The 17,812-nt window shown below is 72.1% G+C and carries 20 protein-coding genes; 13 read left to right on the top strand and 7 right to left on the bottom strand.

Features of this window, described 5'->3' with window-relative positions; genetic code table 11:
* Positions 1–32: 32 nt before the first annotated feature.
* Positions 33–1,271 (bottom strand): zinc metallochaperone AztD, encoded by a 1,239-nt coding sequence (gene aztD, locus AC1DP1_RS19010; protein ID WP_477508166.1) that lies wholly within the window; start codon positions 1,269–1,271, stop codon positions 33–35.
* A 62-nt stretch (positions 1,272–1,333) separates the two neighbouring features.
* Here aztD and nudC point away from each other — a divergent pair, with 62 nt between their 5' ends.
* Positions 1,334–2,257, top strand: a complete 924-nt coding sequence (nudC, locus tag AC1DP1_RS19005; RefSeq protein WP_477508165.1) for an NAD(+) diphosphatase — start codon at positions 1,334–1,336, stop codon at positions 2,255–2,257.
* 12 nt (positions 2,258–2,269) lie between these two features.
* Here nudC and AC1DP1_RS19000 read toward each other — a convergent pair whose 3' ends face one another.
* Together AC1DP1_RS19000 and AC1DP1_RS18995 are read right to left on the bottom strand one after the other, a co-directional pair.
* Positions 2,270–2,722, bottom strand: coding sequence for a ScoMcrA-related endonuclease (locus AC1DP1_RS19000; protein ID WP_457187863.1), 453 nt, complete (start codon positions 2,720–2,722; stop codon positions 2,270–2,272).
* A 43-nt stretch (positions 2,723–2,765) separates the two neighbouring features.
* Positions 2,766–3,008, bottom strand: coding sequence for a mycoredoxin (locus tag AC1DP1_RS18995; protein WP_300050907.1), 243 nt, complete (start codon positions 3,006–3,008; stop codon positions 2,766–2,768).
* A gap of 93 nt (positions 3,009–3,101) precedes the next feature.
* Between AC1DP1_RS18995 and AC1DP1_RS18990 the strand changes: the two genes are divergently transcribed.
* The 4 genes from AC1DP1_RS18990 to AC1DP1_RS18975 all read left to right on the top strand — a co-directional run bounded on the left by AC1DP1_RS18990 (position 3,102) and on the right by AC1DP1_RS18975 (position 6,576).
* A complete protein-coding gene (locus AC1DP1_RS18990) occupies positions 3,102–5,141 on the top strand; it encodes an ATP-dependent DNA helicase UvrD2 (protein WP_477508164.1) in 2,040 nt (679 codons plus the stop codon).
* Between the two features lie 480 nt (positions 5,142–5,621).
* On the top strand, positions 5,622–6,002 hold the full coding sequence (locus AC1DP1_RS18985; protein ID WP_457187858.1) for a WhiB family transcriptional regulator: 381 nt from the start codon (positions 5,622–5,624) through the stop codon (positions 6,000–6,002).
* A gap of 47 nt (positions 6,003–6,049) precedes the next feature.
* Positions 6,050–6,244 (top strand): hypothetical protein, encoded by a 195-nt coding sequence (locus AC1DP1_RS18980; protein ID WP_191195012.1) that lies wholly within the window; start codon positions 6,050–6,052, stop codon positions 6,242–6,244.
* 164 nt (positions 6,245–6,408) lie between these two features.
* Positions 6,409–6,576, top strand: a complete 168-nt coding sequence (locus tag AC1DP1_RS18975; RefSeq protein WP_477508163.1) for a hypothetical protein — start codon at positions 6,409–6,411, stop codon at positions 6,574–6,576.
* A gap of 10 nt (positions 6,577–6,586) precedes the next feature.
* Here the strand turns inward: AC1DP1_RS18975 and AC1DP1_RS18970 are convergent, their stop codons facing one another.
* Positions 6,587–7,114, bottom strand: a complete 528-nt coding sequence (locus AC1DP1_RS18970; RefSeq protein WP_477508162.1) for a hypothetical protein — start codon at positions 7,112–7,114, stop codon at positions 6,587–6,589.
* A gap of 134 nt (positions 7,115–7,248) precedes the next feature.
* Positions 7,249–7,407: a DUF5679 domain-containing protein gene (locus AC1DP1_RS18965; protein WP_090969683.1), complete on the bottom strand. Its 159-nt coding sequence runs from the start codon at positions 7,405–7,407 to the stop codon at positions 7,249–7,251.
* A 192-nt stretch (positions 7,408–7,599) separates the two neighbouring features.
* Between AC1DP1_RS18965 and AC1DP1_RS18960 the strand changes: the two genes are divergently transcribed.
* From AC1DP1_RS18960 to AC1DP1_RS18950, 3 genes are all read left to right on the top strand, one after another.
* Positions 7,600–8,406, top strand: a complete 807-nt coding sequence (locus AC1DP1_RS18960) for an enoyl-CoA hydratase/isomerase family protein (protein ID WP_457187852.1) — start codon at positions 7,600–7,602, stop codon at positions 8,404–8,406.
* 267 nt (positions 8,407–8,673) lie between these two features.
* Positions 8,674–9,768 carry a PHP domain-containing protein gene (locus tag AC1DP1_RS18955; RefSeq protein ID WP_477508161.1) on the top strand — a complete coding sequence of 365 codons (1,095 nt, stop codon included), beginning with the start codon at positions 8,674–8,676 and terminating at the stop codon, positions 9,766–9,768.
* A gap of 61 nt (positions 9,769–9,829) precedes the next feature.
* A complete protein-coding gene (locus AC1DP1_RS18950; protein WP_477508160.1) occupies positions 9,830–10,369 on the top strand; it encodes a M48 metallopeptidase family protein in 540 nt (179 codons plus the stop codon).
* On the opposite strand, the gene AC1DP1_RS18945 is transcribed toward AC1DP1_RS18950, so the two are convergent.
* Both AC1DP1_RS18945 and AC1DP1_RS18940 read right to left on the bottom strand, forming a co-directional pair.
* Positions 10,318–10,920 carry an NUDIX hydrolase gene (locus tag AC1DP1_RS18945; protein ID WP_477508159.1) on the bottom strand — a complete coding sequence of 201 codons (603 nt, stop codon included), beginning with the start codon at positions 10,918–10,920 and terminating at the stop codon, positions 10,318–10,320. The genes AC1DP1_RS18950 and AC1DP1_RS18945 overlap by 52 nt on opposite strands.
* Entirely contained in the window at positions 10,917–12,251 is a 1,335-nt protein-coding gene (locus AC1DP1_RS18940) for a zinc-dependent metalloprotease (RefSeq protein WP_477508158.1), read from the bottom strand. Before AC1DP1_RS18940 ends, AC1DP1_RS18945 begins: the two co-directional genes overlap by 4 nt.
* A 52-nt stretch (positions 12,252–12,303) precedes the next feature.
* Between AC1DP1_RS18940 and AC1DP1_RS18935 the strand changes: the two genes are divergently transcribed.
* Genes AC1DP1_RS18935 through AC1DP1_RS18915 form a run of 5 tightly spaced genes read left to right on the top strand, consistent with a single transcriptional unit; the run spans position 12,304 to position 17,772 of the window.
* Positions 12,304–12,741, top strand: coding sequence for a molybdenum cofactor biosynthesis protein MoaE (locus tag AC1DP1_RS18935; protein ID WP_477508157.1), 438 nt, complete (start codon positions 12,304–12,306; stop codon positions 12,739–12,741).
* A 42-nt stretch (positions 12,742–12,783) separates the two neighbouring features.
* Entirely contained in the window at positions 12,784–13,044 is a 261-nt protein-coding gene (locus AC1DP1_RS18930) for a hypothetical protein (RefSeq protein WP_477508156.1), read from the top strand.
* 48 nt (positions 13,045–13,092) lie between these two features.
* Positions 13,093–14,145 carry a YlbL family protein gene (locus AC1DP1_RS18925; RefSeq protein WP_457187840.1) on the top strand — a complete coding sequence of 351 codons (1,053 nt, stop codon included), beginning with the start codon at positions 13,093–13,095 and terminating at the stop codon, positions 14,143–14,145.
* Positions 14,142–14,765: a PPA1309 family protein gene (locus tag AC1DP1_RS18920; protein WP_477508155.1), complete on the top strand. Its 624-nt coding sequence runs from the start codon at positions 14,142–14,144 to the stop codon at positions 14,763–14,765. Before AC1DP1_RS18925 ends, AC1DP1_RS18920 begins: the two co-directional genes overlap by 4 nt.
* A gap of 4 nt (positions 14,766–14,769) precedes the next feature.
* Positions 14,770–17,772, top strand: a complete 3,003-nt coding sequence (locus AC1DP1_RS18915; protein ID WP_477508154.1) for a UPF0182 family membrane protein — start codon at positions 14,770–14,772, stop codon at positions 17,770–17,772.
* Positions 17,773–17,812 lie beyond the last annotated feature (40 nt).

Genomic DNA, 17,812 nt, shown 5'->3' with positions numbered 1-17,812 from the left:
TAGGGAGTCCCGGGGACAGGGGCGGTGGCGACTCAGCCGGCGTTGGCGACGATCTCGTTCGGCGTGTGCGGCAGGTCGAGGCTCGACACGACCCGGCCGCGGTCGAGGTCGACGACGTGCACGCGGTCGTGGTCCGGGTCGGTGACGTACGCCGTCGCGCCGACGACGTGCAGCGCCGGACGGGGCTGCTGCCAGTCGAGGGGCTCGCGCCAGCGTCCGACGACGTCGATCGCGTCCACCCGGTCGCCGGTCTCGGGGTCGAGGACGTGGATCGCACCGTCGGTCCCCAGGACGAGCGCCTCACCCTCCGGCCCGCGACCGAGCGAGCGGAAGCTGTAGCTCGTGCCGAGGTCCACCAGGCGCAGGGAGGCGTCGCGGGCGTCGACGAGTGCGACCCGCGTCGGGCGCTCCAGCTCGGCGTCGGGGTCGGTCTTGTAGTCGCCGAGCAGCACCGGGGAGACCTCCGAGCCCGCCTGGTTGCCGATGCGCCCGTACGCGTCCGGGCTGGCCACCTTGGTCATCTGGCGACCGTCCACCACGACCGCCCCGTCCTCGCACCCGAAGACGGCGACGTCCTCGGCGAAGGCCTCGCCGTGCACGCCGGGGCACTCGTCGGTCTCGGTGAGCACCGCGCCGGACGGGCTGACCAGCCGGACGCCCGATCGCGACTCCTCGTCGCCGACGGTCAGCAGCAGGTTGCGGTCCACGAGGCGTACGGCGACGCCGTGGTGGGCCTCGTCGGCGGCGGCCGTCGACACCTGCGGTGCCCCGTCCGCCAGGTCGTCGGGGTCGAGCACGGTGACCGTGCCGGTGCCGTCGTCGAAGAGCGTGGTGATGCCGTCGTGGGCCACGACGTGCCCGGCCTCGGCCGCCTCGAGCAGCACGCCGGTCAGGCCGGGGTCGCCTGTGTAGTGGTGCGCGTGGTCGCCGTGCTCGTGCCCCCACGACCCGAGGTCGAGGACGTGCCAGCCCAGGTTGCCGCTGACGAGCGCGTGGCGGCCGTCGCCGGCGGGCGAGACGCGGACGAAGCCCTCCATCGCCTCGTCGGYGACGACCTCACCGCTGGCGACGTCGACGACCATCACGCCGCCGTCGTGGGTGAGGGCCAGGCGCGGCGTCGCGGCCGCGACCTCGGTGCCCGCCGGCTCCCCCGCGGAGTCGGTGGCAGGTTCGGTGTCGGTCGAGCCGCCGGGCTCGCTGGCGGTGCCGCAGGCGGAGGCTCCCGTCACGACGAGGGTGGCGAGCAGGACAGGGAGACGAGTCGGCTTCATGAGAACGATTCTCAACACAGATGAGAACCATTGTCAAAGAGGTACGGCGCTAGCCTGACGCTGTGAGCCCCGAACGCCTTCTCCCGCACGTCGCCCTCTCCGCCCACGCGCACAACCGGATGGGGCTCCGGCGGACCGACGACGCCTGGCTCGCCGAGCAGATGGCCGACCCCGCCACCCGCGTCCTCGTCGTGGCGGGCAACCGGGTCCGCCCGGTCGACGGTGCCGTCAGGTGGGTCGGTCCGGAGGAGGCGCCCGAGGGCACTCTTGTGCTGCTCGGTGACAGCGACGGCGTGGTGCACCTGGCCGTCATCGTGGCACCGGGCGAGGCGCCCGGCGAGGCCGAGGAGTGGGTGCCGCTCCGCTCGGTGCTGACCCTGCTCGCAGAGGGCAGCCCGCAGCATGCGCCGCTCGTCATGCACGCCATCGGTCTGGCCGAGTGGCACCACGCCACGCGGTTCTGCCCACGCTGCGGCGGCCCCCTCGCCAGCCGGTCGGCCGGGCACGAGCTGCGGTGCACGCAGTGCGACCGTGCCCAGTTCCCGCGCACCGACCCGGCCGTGATCATGGCCATCACCCACGGCGAGGGGGAGGACGAGGCGATCCTGCTCGGTCGCAACACCGCCTGGCCGGCCGGTCGCTGGTCCACCCTCGCGGGATTCTGCGAGCCGGGGGAGACCCTCGAGGACGCCGTGCGCCGCGAGGTGATGGAAGAGGTCGGCGTGCAGGTCGGCGAGGTCGCCTACTTCGGCAGCCAACCCTGGCCGCTGCCGGCAAGCCTGATGCTCGGCTTCACCGGACGCGCCGTGACCACCGACATCGACGTCGACGGCGCGGAGATCGAGGAGGCGCGGTGGTGGACACGCGCCGCCTTCGAGGCCGCCGGCCGGTCGGGCGAGCTCGTGGTGCCCCGCGGCATCTCGATCTCGTCCTCGCTCATCGAGAGCTGGTTCGGCCGCCCGCTCGACGGCCCCGGTTGGGACTGAGGTCGACGCCGCTCAGGCGCAGTTGTCGCAGATGCCCGTGGCGGGCAGCGCGAGGAAGCAGGTCGGGCACAGCTTGTCGACCCGGTCGCTGGCCGCGACACGCGGGCGCGACGTCGTCGCACGCGTCGTGGTCGCTCGCGGCGTACGAGGCGTGGTCGAGCGCGTGCCCGGCACCCGCTGGGGAGCCGGCGGGGAGTCGTCGCGGATGTCGAAGCCGAGCCGCACGAGGTGCTTGCTCGCTCCGGCACCGCCACCGGGGATGTCGGCGGGGGTGAGGGTGCGCCCGGTCGCGAGACCGTGCGCGATGCCGGCGATCGCCGCGGCGTCGTACTCCTTGCCGTGGTGCATCAGCACGTGCGTCGACACTCCGCCGCGCACGAGCATGTAGTTGGCCCCACCCGCGGCGTCCCAGGTCTCCATCGCGGTGAGGACGTGGTCGCGGTCGATCGAGTTCAGCAGTGACACGACGTCAGGCTAACCCCGGCGTGGTGCGAGCTCCACGCCAGCGTCACGAGATCGCGGCCAGCTTCTCCTTGACCTGCGCCACCGACGGGTTCGTCAGCGTGCTGCCGTCGGAGAAGAGCAGGGTGGGCACGGTCTGGTTGCCGCCGTTGGCCTGCTCGACGGTGAGCGCGGCCTCGGGCTGCTGCTCGATGTCGACCATCGAGAACTCGATGCCCTCGCGGTCGAGCTGGCTCTTGAGGCGGTGGCAGTAACCGCACCACGGGGTGCTGAACATCGTGAAGGTCATGGATCGAGTGTCCCCTCCGGCGTCTAGGGTTGAGGAGGAGGGTGGTCGCCACCCTCCACCAGCCCCAACCACGACGTCGCAGGAGTTGTTCCGTTGCTCGAAGCGCTCGACCCCGAGCAGCGACAGGTCGCCGAGGCGCTGCGCGGACCGGTGCGGGTCCTGGCCGGCGCCGGCACCGGCAAGACCCGCGCGGTCACCCACCGGATCGCCCACGGCGTCAGCCAGGGCGTCTACGCGCCCACCGAGGTGCTGGCGCTGTCGTTCACGACCCGCGCGGCGGGTGAGATGCGGGAGCGGCTGCGCGCCCTCGGGGCGCCGGGGGTGCAGGCGCGGACCTTCCACTCCGCCGCGCTGCGCCAGCTGCGGTTCTTCTGGCCGCGGGTCCACCAGCGCGAGCTGCCCGAGCTCGTCCAGTCCAAGCTGGCGATGCTCGCACTCGCCGCGCGACGACAGCGGCTCGGCGTCGACCAGGCCACGCTGCGTGACCTCGCCAGCGAGATCGAGTGGGCCAAGGTCTCCAACGTCGGCCCCGACAGCTACGCCGCGATCGCCCGCGCCCGCGGCCGTGCGGTGTCCAACCTCGACCCCGAGGTCGTGGCCCGCGCCTTCGACGCCTACGAGGAGGTCAAGCGCGGCCAGGGCCGGATGGACATGGAGGACGTGCTGCTGTTCGGCGCCGGGCTCCTCGCCGACAACGAGGCGGTGGCCGCCCAGGTCCGCCGCCAGTACAAGTGGTTCGTCGTCGACGAGTTCCAGGACGTCTCACCGCTCCAGCACGCCCTGCTCGACCTGTGGCTCGGCGGGCGCGACGAGCTGTGCGTCGTGGGTGACCCCGCCCAGACGATCTACTCCTTCGCCGGTGCCGACGCGCGCTACCTGCGTGAGTTCACCCAGCGCTTCCCCTCCGCCACGAGCGTCGACCTGGTCCGCAACTACCGCTCGACCCCCGAGGTCGTCGCCGCGGCCAACCAGCTGCTCGCCGGCACGCCCAGCAAGGGTGTCGACCTCGTCGCCCAGCGTCCCGCCGGCGCTCGCATCACGTGGCGCGAGGCCACCGACGAGGTTGCCGAGGCCGAGGCCGTCGCCGACCGGGTGACCGCCCTGCGCGCCTCCGGCACCCCGGCCAGCCGGATGGCCGTGCTGCTGCGCATCAACGCCCAGTCCGAGCGCTTCGAGGAGGCCCTCGCGGCTCGCGGGATCCCCTACGTCGTACGCGGCGCCGCGCGGTTCTTCGACCGTCCCGAGGTGCGGCAGGCGATCACCCTCGTCCGGGGCGCGGCCCGCTCGGGCGAGGCGTCCGGCCCGGTGTCCGAGGCTGTGGTGGCCGTGCTCTCGCAGATGGGCCACTCCACCGAGCCGCCCGAGGGCAGGGGAGAGGTCCGCAACCGGTGGGAGTCCCTGCAGGCGCTCGTCGACCTGTCGGCCGACTTCGGCCGCGAGCGTCCCGAGGCGGGCGTCGGCGACTTCGTCGACGACCTCGACCGTCGCGCCAGCGAGCAGCACGCGCCGGTGGCGGACGCCGTCACCCTCGCGACGATCCACTCCGCCAAGGGCCTGGAGTGGGACGCCGTCTTCGTGGCCGGCATGCACGAGAAGATGATGCCGATCTCGCAGGCGCAGACGCCCGCCGAGATCGAGGAGGAACGCCGCCTCCTCTACGTCGCGATGACCCGCGCCCGCGACGAGCTCACCGTGTCGTGGGCCACCGCCCGGGAACCGGGCGGCCGCTCGACGCGCGGCAGCTCGCCGTTCCTCGCGCCCCTGCTCGACGGCGTGCCCGGCGTGTCCGCGCAGCGGCGCGAGCGCACCAAGCGCAACCGCGCCGCGATGCACTGCCGCGAGTGCGGCAAGGCGCTGTCGACGGCGTCGGAGAAGAAGATCGGCCGCTGCGCCGACTGCCCCGCTTCTTACGACGAGGCGCTCTTCGAGCGGCTCCGGGAGTGGCGCCTGGCGCGATCCGCGGAGGACAGCGTGCCGGCGTTCGTGGTGTTCACCGACGCGACCCTGCAGCTGATCGCGGAGCACGTCCCCACTGACGAGACGGGCCTGCGCAAGATCAGCGGCGTCGGCCCGAGCAAGATCGCCAAGTACGGCGACGAGGTGCTCGCGCTGGTCGCCGCAGCCGGCGACTGACGGTGCGCACGGGCGCCGAAGGGCGCTCGGGAAAAGAAATCTCGGTAATACCCATTAAATGGTTTGCCCCTGACGATGTGAGGGGTCTAACGTTCCTTTTCACAACAACCCGCGCATGGGATCGCTGACAACGATCCGCGCCCGACGCCCCGAAGGAGGTGGCCCCCATGGAGAACTACACGAAGACCATGACGGCTTGGACGCCGTCCTTCGGCATGCCCGCTGCAGGCCACCGCTGCGCCACTGATGTGCGCGTCCTCGGTGTCGATGTTGCAGCTGCGCTCCAGGGGACCGCTGTGTCCATCGAGCGCGTCAAGGGCGTCTTCCCGGGTCTTCCCGCCTGGAGTCCACCGACGAGTTGAGACAACTCGCATCGGCAGCCTCCAGGCCGCGGAACCCGAAACCCGGGATCCGCGGCCTTTCTGTTTGTCCCAGTGAGTCACACACCGCGATCAGGTCAACGAGAAGGAGGTGAACAACATGACCATCAGCGTTCTCGACCGCAACCGAGCTGCCGACAAGACCGAGGTGGAGCCCCAGGCCCCGCTCGGAGCCCTGCACGACGCAGCTGCCGGAGTGAATGAGGAGCTGCTGCCCTGCCGCGTCAACGACGCAGAGCTGTGGTTTGCCGAGTCCCCCGCGGACGTGGAGCAGGCCAAGGCCCTCTGCATCGACTGCCCCGTGCAGGCGCTGTGCCTCGACGGAGCCCTCGAGCGGCGTGAGCCGTGGGGCGTCTGGGGAGGCGAGCTCTTCCTCCAGGGCGTGGTGATCCCGCGCAAGCGGCCGCGAGGCCGGCCCCGCAAGTCCGAGCAGGTCGCCGCTCAGGCCGGCCAGAACCAGAAGGACGGGGCCGCCGCGTAGGCGCCACCGCTCCACCACCTCCGGAGAAGTACAGGAACACATCAGCCATGAAGACCTACCGAAATGGACGAAACGACATGAATCTCATGCATGAAGAACTCGCACGCGCGCAAATGACCGCGCGCCTGGGAGAGGCGCACGAACTGCGGCGAGGCCACCAGCTGGCCCTGGCCCGTCGTATGAGCCGCAAGGCCGAGCAGGCCGCGCAGCAGGCGCGTCTCGCCCTCGCTCGCGCGATCTGACGTGTTCCGAGGCCGACCTGGCCTCGGGACGGCTCTCGCCCTGATCGCGGGTGAGCACACACAGCGAGCCGGTACGTCGTCACCGTGACGACGTACCGGCTCGCTGCCATTTCCCGGAGGTCCGGCCCCCTCGCGGCCGCGTCGCTCGGGGGTAGCCTCGAGGCGTGAGCGACCTCGTGACGTGCGACTTCTGCGGCACCCAGGCACCCGAGGGGGAGACCCTCACGTGGACGACCTCGGTCGAGAACGGCCGGCGGCGCGCCTACTGCGACACCTGCTCGCGCACCCACCTGAGGGCGATGGAGAGCAAGCTCGACAGCGAGTGGTGGTGACCCGACCCGGTCAGCCGGCGTCGAACCCCGCGTCGAACCAGGCGCACCCGCAGTAGGGGTGGCGCTGCCAGCGTCGCGCGGCCGGCACCGGGTCGTGGTCGACGCGCCACGACGTGAGCCACGTGTGCGGCAGCTCGCTCCGCGACCATGAGGCGAGGTCGCGGGCGACCGCTCCGGCGGCGAGCGCGAGCAACGGCCTCGGGACCGCTCCCGGTGCAGCGCGATCGCCCTCGTCGAGCACCGCGGCGGCCACGCACCGTGCGCACGGTCCGACGCCGGGCGCGATCCACGGGCCGACGTCGACGGCGTAGGGCTGCACGCCCACCAGCACGTGGGGCAGCGAGTCGACGCACCACGCGTCGACCGTGGCCGAGACCAGGCGTGCGGGGGTCACCGCGATCCCGACGGGGGCGCTGCGGTCGAGGACGACCCCGGCCGCTGTGAGCGCGGCGACGACGGTCCCGGTCCAGGCGTCAGGGCAGTCGAGCTGCGCGCGTGTGCCGCCGGCGTACGACGGGGGGACGGGGCGGGTGGGCACCCTCCGACGGTGCCACGACGGCGACGGGCGCGGGCCGTCGTCCACAGGGCGCACCACCACCAGAAGCAGCAGCAGACGCAGCAGCGGCGCCACCCGAGGGGTGACGCCGCTGCCATGAGCTCAAGAGCTGAGGCTCACGCCTTGCCGAGGATGCGGTTCAAGTTGGTGCCGCAGACCGGGCAGACGCCCTTGGCCATCTTGGTGCCCTTGTCGTTGACCTTGATCTCGCCCTCCGCCTCGCGCTTCTCCTTGCACTTGACGCAGTAGAACTCACCGCTCCAGGTCTCCGCCATGACGGCCTCCTTGCTTGTTTTTCTTGGTCGTCGCGACGGGGAAGTCTCTCGGGGAAGCCCGCCGGGGAGAGCCGACGGTTGCCAGCACTCCGCCGACGACCCTACGCCACGCGTGAGCCACGCTCACGCACCACACGCGCTGAGCGTGAATCCGGGTCATTTCACGCTCAGCGGGATCAGTACCCTCGGGCCATGCCAGAGACCTCTGCAGACCTCGCCCACCTCCGCCTCGAGCGCCCCTCCGAGGGGGTCGTCCTGCTGACCCTCGACAACCCCGGGATGCGCAACGCGATGAGCGACGAGATGACCTCGTCGTGGGTCGCGGCCATCGATCAGGTAGCCGCCGACCCGTCCGTGCGCGCGGTCGTGGTGACGGGGGAGGGGAGCGCCTTCTGCTCCGGTGGCAACACCTCGTGGATCGCCAGCGAGCCCGACGCGAGCGTGGACCGGCTGCGGTCCCGCATGCTGCCGTTCTACCGGGCCTGGCTGTCGATCCGGCGCCTCGAGGTGCCCACCATCGCTGCCGTCAACGGAGCCGCCATCGGGGCCGGCCTGTGCCTCGCCCTCGCCTGCGACATCCGCTACGCCGCGGACGGCGCCAAGCTCGGCGTGCCCTTCAACAAGCTCGGCATGCACGCCGGCATGGCCGGCACCTGGCTGCTGCCCGACGTGGTCGGCCCCGCCCACGCTCGCGACCTGCTCCTCACCGGCCGCGTCGTGGAGGCCGAGGAGGCGCTGCGGCTCGGGCTGGTCTCGCGCGTCATCGACAAGGGGTCCTTCCTCGACGAGGTGCTCGAGACGGCGGCCGGCATCGCGGCGACCGCCCCGATCGCGGCGCGCCTGACCAAGATCGCGCTCGCCGACGGTGGCCACGCCGACTTCGAGGCCGCGCTCCAGTGGGAGGCGCTCGCCCAGCCGATGACGCTCGCGACCGCCGACCTGCAGGAGGGCATCGCGGCCGCGAAGGAGAAGCGGTCCCCGGAGTTCCGCGGGCGCTGACCGGCGCGAGGCCCCCGGCGGGGGAACGAAGAAGGGGCCCCGCAGCCCTCCGACGCCTGCCTTCCCCAGCTGGCGTCGAGGAGCCGTGGGGCCCTTCTGGGCGCAAACCTAGGGCCGGCCACCCGCGCGGTCAACGGGTGGGTGTCCACCCCTGTGGACAGGCCTGTGGAGACGGTGTGCACCGCGGTCCCTCGGGCGTGGACGAAGCCGTCGCGCGTGGGGAGGACCCTGTGCGCGACACGCCCGGCGCGAGCGCCGTACTGTGCGGTGACCAGCGGTTTCACCCGCGACGGGGCTGTGGAGGAGAAGAAGTTGGGCGAGGAGTCGACGGCGGGCACCCACCGCGGTCCCGTGGCGACCCTGCGACGCATCGCGTTCCTGATGGAGCGCCAGCGCGAGGAGACCCGCCGGATCGAGGCCTTCCGCAAGGCGGCGCGCACGATCCTGCCGCTGCCCGAGGACGAGGTACGCCGACGCGCGGCCGACGGGACGCTCACCGAGCTGACCGGCATCGGCCCCAGCACCGCTGCCGCCATCACCGACGCGTGCAACGGGGTCGTCCCTGAGCGCCTCGTCAAGCTCGAGGCGACCGCCGGGCCCCTGGCGCGTGGCGGGGAGGAGCTGCGGGCCAGGCTGCGGGGCGACCTGCACTCCCACTCCGACTGGTCCGACGGCGGCTCGCCGCTGGAGGAGATGGCGATGACGGCCATGGAGCTGGGCCACGACTACCTCGTGCTCACCGACCACAGCCCACGGCTGCGGGTGGCCAACGGGCTGAGCGCCGAGCGGCTGACGCGCCAGCTCGGGGTCGTGGACGCCGTCAACGAGCACCTCGGCGGGTCGTTCACCTTGCTGAAGGGGATCGAGGTGGACATCCTCGACGACGGGTCGCTCGACCAGACCCCGGAGATGCTGGGCCGGCTCGACGTCCGCGTCGCCTCGGTGCACTCCAAGCTCAAGATGGACGCCGCACCGATGACGAAGCGGATGGTCGCCGCGGTCCGCAACCCGCACACCAACGTCCTCGGCCACTGCACCGGCCGCCTGGTGACCGGCAACCGGGGCGTGCGTCCGCAGAGCCAGTTCGACGCGAAGGCGGTGTTCACCGCCTGCGCGGAGGAGGGCGTGGCCGTGGAGATCAACTCGCGGCCCGAGCGCCGCGACCCGCCCACCAGGCTGCTCGAGCTCGCCCGCGACCTCGGGTGCCTGTTCTCCATCGACTCCGACGCCCACGCGCCCGGCCAGCTCGACATGCTCGACTACGGCGCCGCCCGCGCCACCGAGGCCGGGATCGACCCCGACCGGATCGTCACCACCTGGGAGCGCGACCGGCTGCTCGAGTGGGCCGCGGCCCGGCTCTGAGCGTGGTTCCGCCCCCGCGAGTCCACCCCCGAGTGTGGGTGCCGGGGGCTAGGTTCGGCACATGAGCACCCCGGCCAGCCCGCCCGACGTGGAGGTGCGCCGCTCGCGCCGCCGCCGCCGGACGGTCTCGGCCTACCGCGACGGCGACCGCATCGTCGTGCTCATCCCGGCCGCCATGAGCAAGCGCGACGAGGCGACGTGGGTCGCCGACATGGTCGCGCGGATCGAGCGGCAGGAGAAGCGCCGGCTGCGCTCCGACGACGACCTCGTGGCTCGCGCCGCCAAGCTCAACGACCTCTACCTCGGGGGCCTCGCGGTCCCTGCCTCGGTGCGCTGGGTGACCAACCAGAACGCCCGCTGGGGCTCGTGCACCCCCGGCGACCGCACCATCCGGCTCAGCGACCGGCTGCAGAAGGTCCCCGGCTGGGTCGTGGACTACGTGCTCGTCCACGAGCTGGCCCACCTGCTCGAGTCGGGCCACACGCCGGCGTTCTGGGCGTGGGTCGACCGCTACCCCCGTGCGGACAAGGCCAAGGGCTACCTCGAGGGCTACTCCGCGGCCGCCCGGCTCGAGCCGCCCCCGGGCGTCGACGAGGACTGAGCCGAGGACTGACGCACCCGCGCGACTGCGGCCTCGATGAGGACGTACATGTCGTCGAACGTCGCCGGCAACGCGTCGACCGGCCACCAGCGCACGTCGAGCGACTCCTCGCTCGTGGCGTGGGCGGCGTCCGGCTCGGCGGTGGCCAGGAACCGCACGTCGAGGTGGTGGACGGTGCCGCGGTCGGAGCAGAACTCGACCGCGTGCTCGTCGAGCGACAGCGGCGCCTCGTCGAAGTCGAACGACGTCAGCCCGGACTCCTCCACCAGCTCGCGCCGGGCGCCGCCGGCCAGCGAGGCGTCGCCGGGCTCGAGGTGGCCGCCGAAGGCCAGCCACGCGTCGGCCTTGCGGTGGTGGTTGAGGAGCACCGCGCCTGCGTCGGGGGAGACGACGATCGCGCCGGCGGTGAGGTGGTCGGGGAAGCATGCCTTGGCCAGGCCGTCGGGGTGCGCGGCCAGGTGCGCGAGGTAGCGGTCGCGGAGGGCGCCCTGCTCAGGCGTCGGCGCGACCCAGCGCGACAGCGTGGCGACGGCGCTCGCGTGGAGCGTCACTCGGCGGGGCGGGTGCCGCTGTCGCCGCCGTCGAGCAGGTCGCGCAGGCCGGCGTCGAACTCCTCCTCGGACAGCTCGCCGGGCGTCACCGAGTCCTCCCGGAAGCCCAGGGGGTCGTCGAGGTCGGCGGCGGTGGGCAGCAGGTGTGGCGACATCCAGACCCCGTCGCGAGCCTCGGCACCCTGGCGCGTGCGGAGCGAGCCCCAGAGGACCGACGCGTCCCGGAGTCGGCGGGGCCGCAGCTCGAGGCCGACGAGGGTGGCGAAGGTCTGCTCGGCCGGTCCGCCCGCGGCGCGCCGGCGGCGTACGGTCTCCTGCAGCTTGGCCGCGGCGGGCATCCGCTCGGCCGTGGCCTGGCTGACGACCTCGTCGACCCAGCCCTCCACGAGCGCGAGGGTCACCTCGAGCTTCTCCAGCGCGGCCTTCTGCGCGACCGACGGCTCGGGGTCGAAGAGCCCGCCCGCGAGGGCGTCCTGCATGGCCTCGGGGTTGGTCATGTCGACCTCGCGCAGCTTGGTCTCCATCCCGGAGGTGTCGAAGTCCATGCCTGCGCCGTACTCCGAGACCGCCCCGATGAGGTGGTCGCGCAGCCAGGGCACGCCGGCGAACAGCCGCTGGTGGGCTGCCTCGCGGAGCGCGAGGTAGAGCAGCACGTCGTCGGCGGAGACGTCGGGCAGCTCGTCGGCGAACGCCGCGACGTTGGTGGGGAGCAGGGCGGCCTTGCCGATCGGGCCGAGGGGCAGGCCGATGTCGGAGGCGCTGAGCACGTCACCGGCGAGCGCGCCCAGGCCGCTGCCGACCTGGGAGGCGACCATCGCGCCGCTCGCCTTGCCGAGCATCGCCATGAGGGGGCCGGCGAGCTGCTTCATCTCCTCGGGCATCGCCTGGCCCAGGGCCTGGGTGGCGGAGCCGGCGATCGGCTCCACGAGCACCTTCCAGACCGGGATCGTCTCGACGATCCACTCGGCCCGCGACCACGCGGCGGTGGTGGTCACGCCCGAGGGGAACTCGGTAGTGGTGTCGAGCCAGTGGTCGGCGAGGCGCACGGCGTCGGCGACCGCGCCCGACTGCGCGGGGCTGACGGTCGGGTCGGGCTCCTGGGCCGCGGCCCGGCGGGCCAGGTCGGTGACCGTCTCCCAGTTGACCGGGCCGTCGTGCGGCGCGAAGAAGGACTGCATCTGCGCCATCAGCGAGTTGAGGTCGGGCAGCCCGCCTCCCGGGCCGAACCCGCCCATCTGGGAGAAGATCTGCTCGAAGGGCGTGCCCTTGAAGGGGTTGTTGTCGTCGGGACCCTGACCGGACGATCCGGGACCACCGGGGGTGTCACTCATGACGTCCACGGTACCCACCGCGCCCAGCAGCGGCACCCCTAGACTCGGCCGGGTGAGCCACCCCTCGTCCGATGCCGTGCGCCTCGTCGCCATCCGCGACACCCCGCTCGACGTGACCGAGGTCCTCGACGCGCTCGGCGACGACGGTGCCGGCGGCCTGACGCTGTTCGTGGGCCAGGTCCGCGACCACGACGGCGGGAAGGGCGTCACGGCGCTCGACTACTCCGCGCACCCGACCGCTCTGGCCCGGCTCGAGGACGTCTGCCGGCAGGTGGCCGCCGACCACGACGTCCGGGGCGTCGCGGCCGTGCACCGGGTGGGCGAGCTGCGGATCGGGGACCTCGCGGTCGTCGTCGCCACGACCGCGGCCCACCGCGGCGACGCCTTCGCGGCCTCGCGCGACCTCATCGACACGTTGAAGGCCGAGGTGCCGATCTGGAAGCACCAGGTCTTCGACGACAAGACAGAGGAGTGGGTCGGCACGCCGTAGGGCCTCCCGGTCCGGACCCTTCGCGGCCCCTACCCTCGACCTGTGGAGATCCTGCTGTGGCTCGTGCCGTCGGCCGCCGTGGCCGTCGCGGCGATGGCGTGGGTGTCGTGGGCCGGGCGGGACGGCCGCGGCGAGGTCGACCGCGACGTCGCCGTCGAGCGCCTCGGCCGGGCCCTCACCAAGGAGCCGCCGGCGGGCACACGTCGTACGTCGGCACGGGTGCGCGACCGCAGCACCGGCATCGCCGTGCGGCCCAGCCACGGGGCCGGCCCGGGCGACGGCGCCACCCGACGCGCCTCCTGAGCGACGCGCGTTGCCGCGGAGTTGCCGCCGTTTGAGAGAGTTGCGCCCATGACTCAGCGGACCAGGGCGGGATTGCTCGCGCTGTGCCTGCTGGCAGTGCTCTGGGCGACGGCTGCGTTCGTGCCCCTGCCATACGTCACCTACTACCCAGGACCGACCGTCGACATACTCGCCAAGAACGCCGGCAACGAGATCGTCGAGGTCGCCGGCCACAAGGCCTACTACGACGACGGCGAGCTGCGGATGACGACCGTCTACGTCAGCACGCCGCAGGAGGACGTGAGCCTCCCCGAGCTCCTGCGCGCCTACTTCGACCCCGACGCCGCGGTCTGGCCGCGCTCCTCGATCTATGCCCCCGAGGAGACCGACGAGTCGAGCGACCGCCAGTCCGAGGCCGCGATGGTGTCCTCCCAGGACACCGCGGTCGCAGCGGCGCTGACCCAGCTCGGCGAGAAGGTCGACCCGCTCGTGGAGGTCCTCGACGTGACCCCGGGCCTGCCGGCCGACGGCAAGCTCGAGGTGCGCGACGTGCTGCTGCGGGTGGGTGGCACCAAGGTCACCGGCCCCGAGGACGTCGTCGACGCCGTCGACGCCGCGTCGCCCGGGGAGCCGGTCGCGTTCGTCGTACGCCGTGGGAAGAAGGAGGTGGCCGTCGACGTGACCCCTGAGAAGGTCGACGGTGACCTCCGCATCGGCATCACGCCGGGCGTCGGCTTCGACTTCCCCTTCCAGGTCAGCGTCGACATCGCCGACAACATCGGCGGGCCCAGCGCCGGGCTGATGATGTCGCTGGCCATCTACGACACCCTCACCCCGGGCTCGCTGACCGGTGGCGCCGACATCGCCGGCACCGGCACCATCACGCCGGCCGGCAAGGTCGGACCGATCGGCGGCATCCAGCAGAAGATCGCCGCCGCCCGCGACGCCGGCGCGGAGCTGTTCCTCGTCCCGGCCGACAACTGCGACGCCATCGGGGGAGTGGATCCCGGCGACATGCGCCTGGCGAAGGCCACCACGATGGACGGTGCCGTGAAGACCCTGGACGACTGGGTCGCCGACCCCGACGCCGTCCTCCCCAGCTGCGAGGAGACCGCCTCATGACGAGCCCCACCGACCCGACCCCCGACGCCGTCCCCGACCCCGGCGCTCCCGACGCGCTCCCCGAGGACCCGGCCCTGGCGGCGGCGGTCCTCGAGATCGAGGCGCACGTCGCCCAGGAGGGGTGGGACCAGCCGGCCCGGCTGTACGCCCTCGTCGACACCGCGACGCTCGTGGCCCAGGAGCCGGCGCTCGCTGCGGCGATGGCGATCGACGGCCCGGGCGCCGACGGGTCGTTCACGCCCATCGAGCAGGACGGGCTGCCGCCCGGCCAGGTGCTCGAGGACGCGCTGCACACCATTGCCTGGCCCGAGAGCGTCGCCGGGTGCGCCGCCGTCATCGAGCGGCTCGTGCTCCCGCCCGCCATCGACGACGAGATCCCCGACGAGCCCACCGCGGCGGAGCTGTTCGCACGCGAGCACCCCGATCGCCAGGAGGTGCGGATGGTCGCCGGCGTGACCCGCGCCGGTGCGTCGTACTGCGCCCTGCGCCTGCGCGCTCACGACGACGAGCAGTCGGTGGTCAACGGCACCGAGCTGGTCCCCGGTCTCCTCGACCTCCTCCACGCGACGTTGCACGACCCGTCCCACGACACCCAGCCCCGCCCCGACGAGAACCCCTGAGGCCATGAGCAATCCCTTCGACCGACCCAGCGGACCCACCGGACCCGACGGCCCCCAGCGGCCCGGGGGCAACGGAGGATCGGGCGGCGCGCGTCCGGCGACCGCGTCACGCCGCCCCGGCGCGCTCGTCATCACGGCCATCGTGCTCGTCCTCGGCTTCATGCTGCTCAGCGCCTTCGCGTCCTTCTGGACCGAGCGGTTGTGGTTCGGTTCCGTCGGCTACCAGGAGGTCTTCACGACGCTCCTGCTCACCCGCATCGGGCTGTTCTTCGTCTTCGCCGGGCTGATGGCCGCCGTCGTCGCGGTGGCGATGGCGATGGCCTACCGCTACCGGCCCGTCCTGTGGCCCGGTATGCCGGGGATGCCCGACGACGGGATGGACCGCTACCGCCAGCTCCTCGCGCCGCGCATGGGCTGGGTCATCGGTGTGGCTGCCGCCGTGATGGGCCTCTTCGCCGGTGCGTCGGCGTCGGGTCAGTGGCGCAGCTACTCCCTGTGGCGGCACAGCAAGGAGTTCGGCACGAGCGACCCCTACTTCAACAAGGACGTCGGCTTCTACGTCTTCGACCTGCCGTTCTGGCACTACATCGTCGACTTCGTGATGGCCCTCGCCGTCGTCGGCCTCATTGCCTCGCTGCTGATGAACTACCTCTTCGGCGGCATCCGGCTCTCCGCCCGTCCCGGCGAGCGGCTCACCAGCGCCGCGCAGATCCAGGTCTCCGCGCTGCTGGCGCTCTTCGTGCTGGCCAAGGCCGTGGACTACTGGCTCGACCGCTTCGACCTGGTCACCAACTCCGGCTCGATCTTCACCGGCATGGGCTACACCGACGACAAGGCCGTGCTGCCCGCCAAGGAGATCCTCGCCGGCATCGCGATCGTCTGCGCCCTGCTGTTCCTCGCCAACATCTGGCGTCGCACCTGGCTGCTGCCGTCGGTCGGCGTCGCCCTGTTCGCGCTCTCCGCGATCATCCTCGGCCTCATCGTCCCGACGCTCGTCCAGGCGATCCGGGTCAACCCCAACGTGCCGGACCGCGAGGGCCCCTACATCAAGGCCAACATCGACGCGACCCGCGCGGCCTACCAGCTCGACCAGATCGATGTCCGCGACGTGGGCGGCACGGCCGTCACCGGTGACGACGAGCTCGAGGTGCTCGACGACACGACGGACGGCATCCCCCTGGTCGACCCGCAGATCGTGAGCGAGATCTTCGAGCAGCAGCAGCAGGTCCGGGCGTACTACTCGGTGCCCAACGTGCTGGACGTGGACCGCTACGAGTTCGACGGCAAGGACCGTGCCGTGGTGCTGGGCGTGCGCGAGCTCGACCAGAGCGGCCTCGCCGAGGGCGACCAGAACTGGTCGAACCTCCACACCGCCTACACCCACGGCAACGGTGTGATCGCGGCCTACGCCAACCAGCGACCCGAGGACGACTCGGTCCAGCAGACCGGTATCCAGTGGGCCGAGGGCCAGGAGGCCGACGAGGACGCGCTGACCCGCCTCGCGGGCGAGGACGGCTACGAGACGCGCGTCTACTTCGGCGAGCAGAGCCCCAGCTACAGCATCGTCGGCCAACGTCCTGGCGGGGCGCCGGTCGAGTTCGACCTGCCGCGCGGCGACCGCAGCGAGGACGAGGTCGCGACGACGTACGACGGCAAGGCCGGCGTCCCGATCGGCAACATCTTCAGCCAGCTGCTCTACGCGGTGCGCTTCAGCGAGCCCAACCTGCTGCTGTCGAGCCGCGTGCACGAGAACTCGAAGATCCTCTACGACCGCAACCCGCGCCAGATGGTCGAGAAGGTCGCCCCGTGGCTGACCGTCGACTCCGACCCCTACCCGGCCGTGGTTGACGGGCGGATCCAGTGGATCCTCGACGGCTACACGGTCACCGACAAGTACCCGCTCTCCCAGCGCGAGTCGCTGGAGGAGATGACCGAYGACTCCCTGCAGGAGAACACCGGCTTCCAGACGCTGCCGACCGACGAGATCAACTACCTCCGCAACTCGGTGAAGGCCACGGTCGACGCCTACGACGGCACGGTGACGCTCTACGAGTGGGACGAGGAGGACCCGATCCTCCAGGCGTGGGAGGAGGTCTTCCCCGACGTCGTCCAGCCGAAGGAGGACATCCCCGACGCGCTGACCGAGCACCTGCGCTACCCCGAGGACTTCTTCAAGGCCCAGCGCTTCCAGTTCCAGCGCTACCACGAGACCTCGGCGTCGGCGTGGTTCGAGGGCTCGAGCCGCTGGGAGGTCCCGAGCGACCCGCAGCGCACCACCCGCCTGCAGCCGCCGTACCGCCTCTTCACCGACACCGGCGACGGCGAGACGTGGTCGCTGACGTCCGTCTACGTGCCGCGGCGCAAGGAGAACAACCTCGCGGCCTACATGGCGGTCAACAGCGACGCGACCAGCTCCGACTACGGCAAGGTCTCGGTGCTGCAGCTGCCCAACGAGCCGTCGGGTGGTCCGCTGCAGATCGCCAACACGTTCGCCACCAACGAGGACGTCAGCCAGGCGCTCCTGCCCTACACGACCGGCGACGCCGACCGCGTGCCCGGCAACCTGCTGACGCTGCCGATCGGCGACACGTTCATGTACGTGCAACCGGTCTACACGCGCCGGGCCGGCGAGTCGAACTTCCCGATCCTGCGCTTCGTGCTGGTCTCCTACGAGGGCAACGTCGGCATCGGCGAGACCCTGCGCGGAGCAATTGCCGACTCGCTGATCTTCGCCGACGACGGCGGACGGGACCAGAACCAGTCCCCGCAACCCACGGACGAGCCCAGCCCGACCGACGGGCCCAGCGCCGAGCCGTCGCAGTCGCCGGGCTCGCAGCCGACACAGCAGCCTGGGGAAGAGGCCACTGTCGCGGAGCTGCTGCAGCAGGCAAAGGACAAGTTCGCCCAGGCTGACGAGGCCCAGCGCCAGGGGGACACGGTGCGGTGGGCCCGGCTGATGGAGCAGGGACGCCGGCTCGTCGACCAAGCCGTGCGCCAGATCGGCTGACCCCGATTTGGGCGCGGCCGCCCACCCCTGTAATGTTCTG

This window comes from Nocardioides sp. P4_G10, from assembly GCF_056401175.1.
Note: the sequence above shows the minus strand (reverse complement) of the source record. Positions and strands in the feature narration are given on the sequence as shown.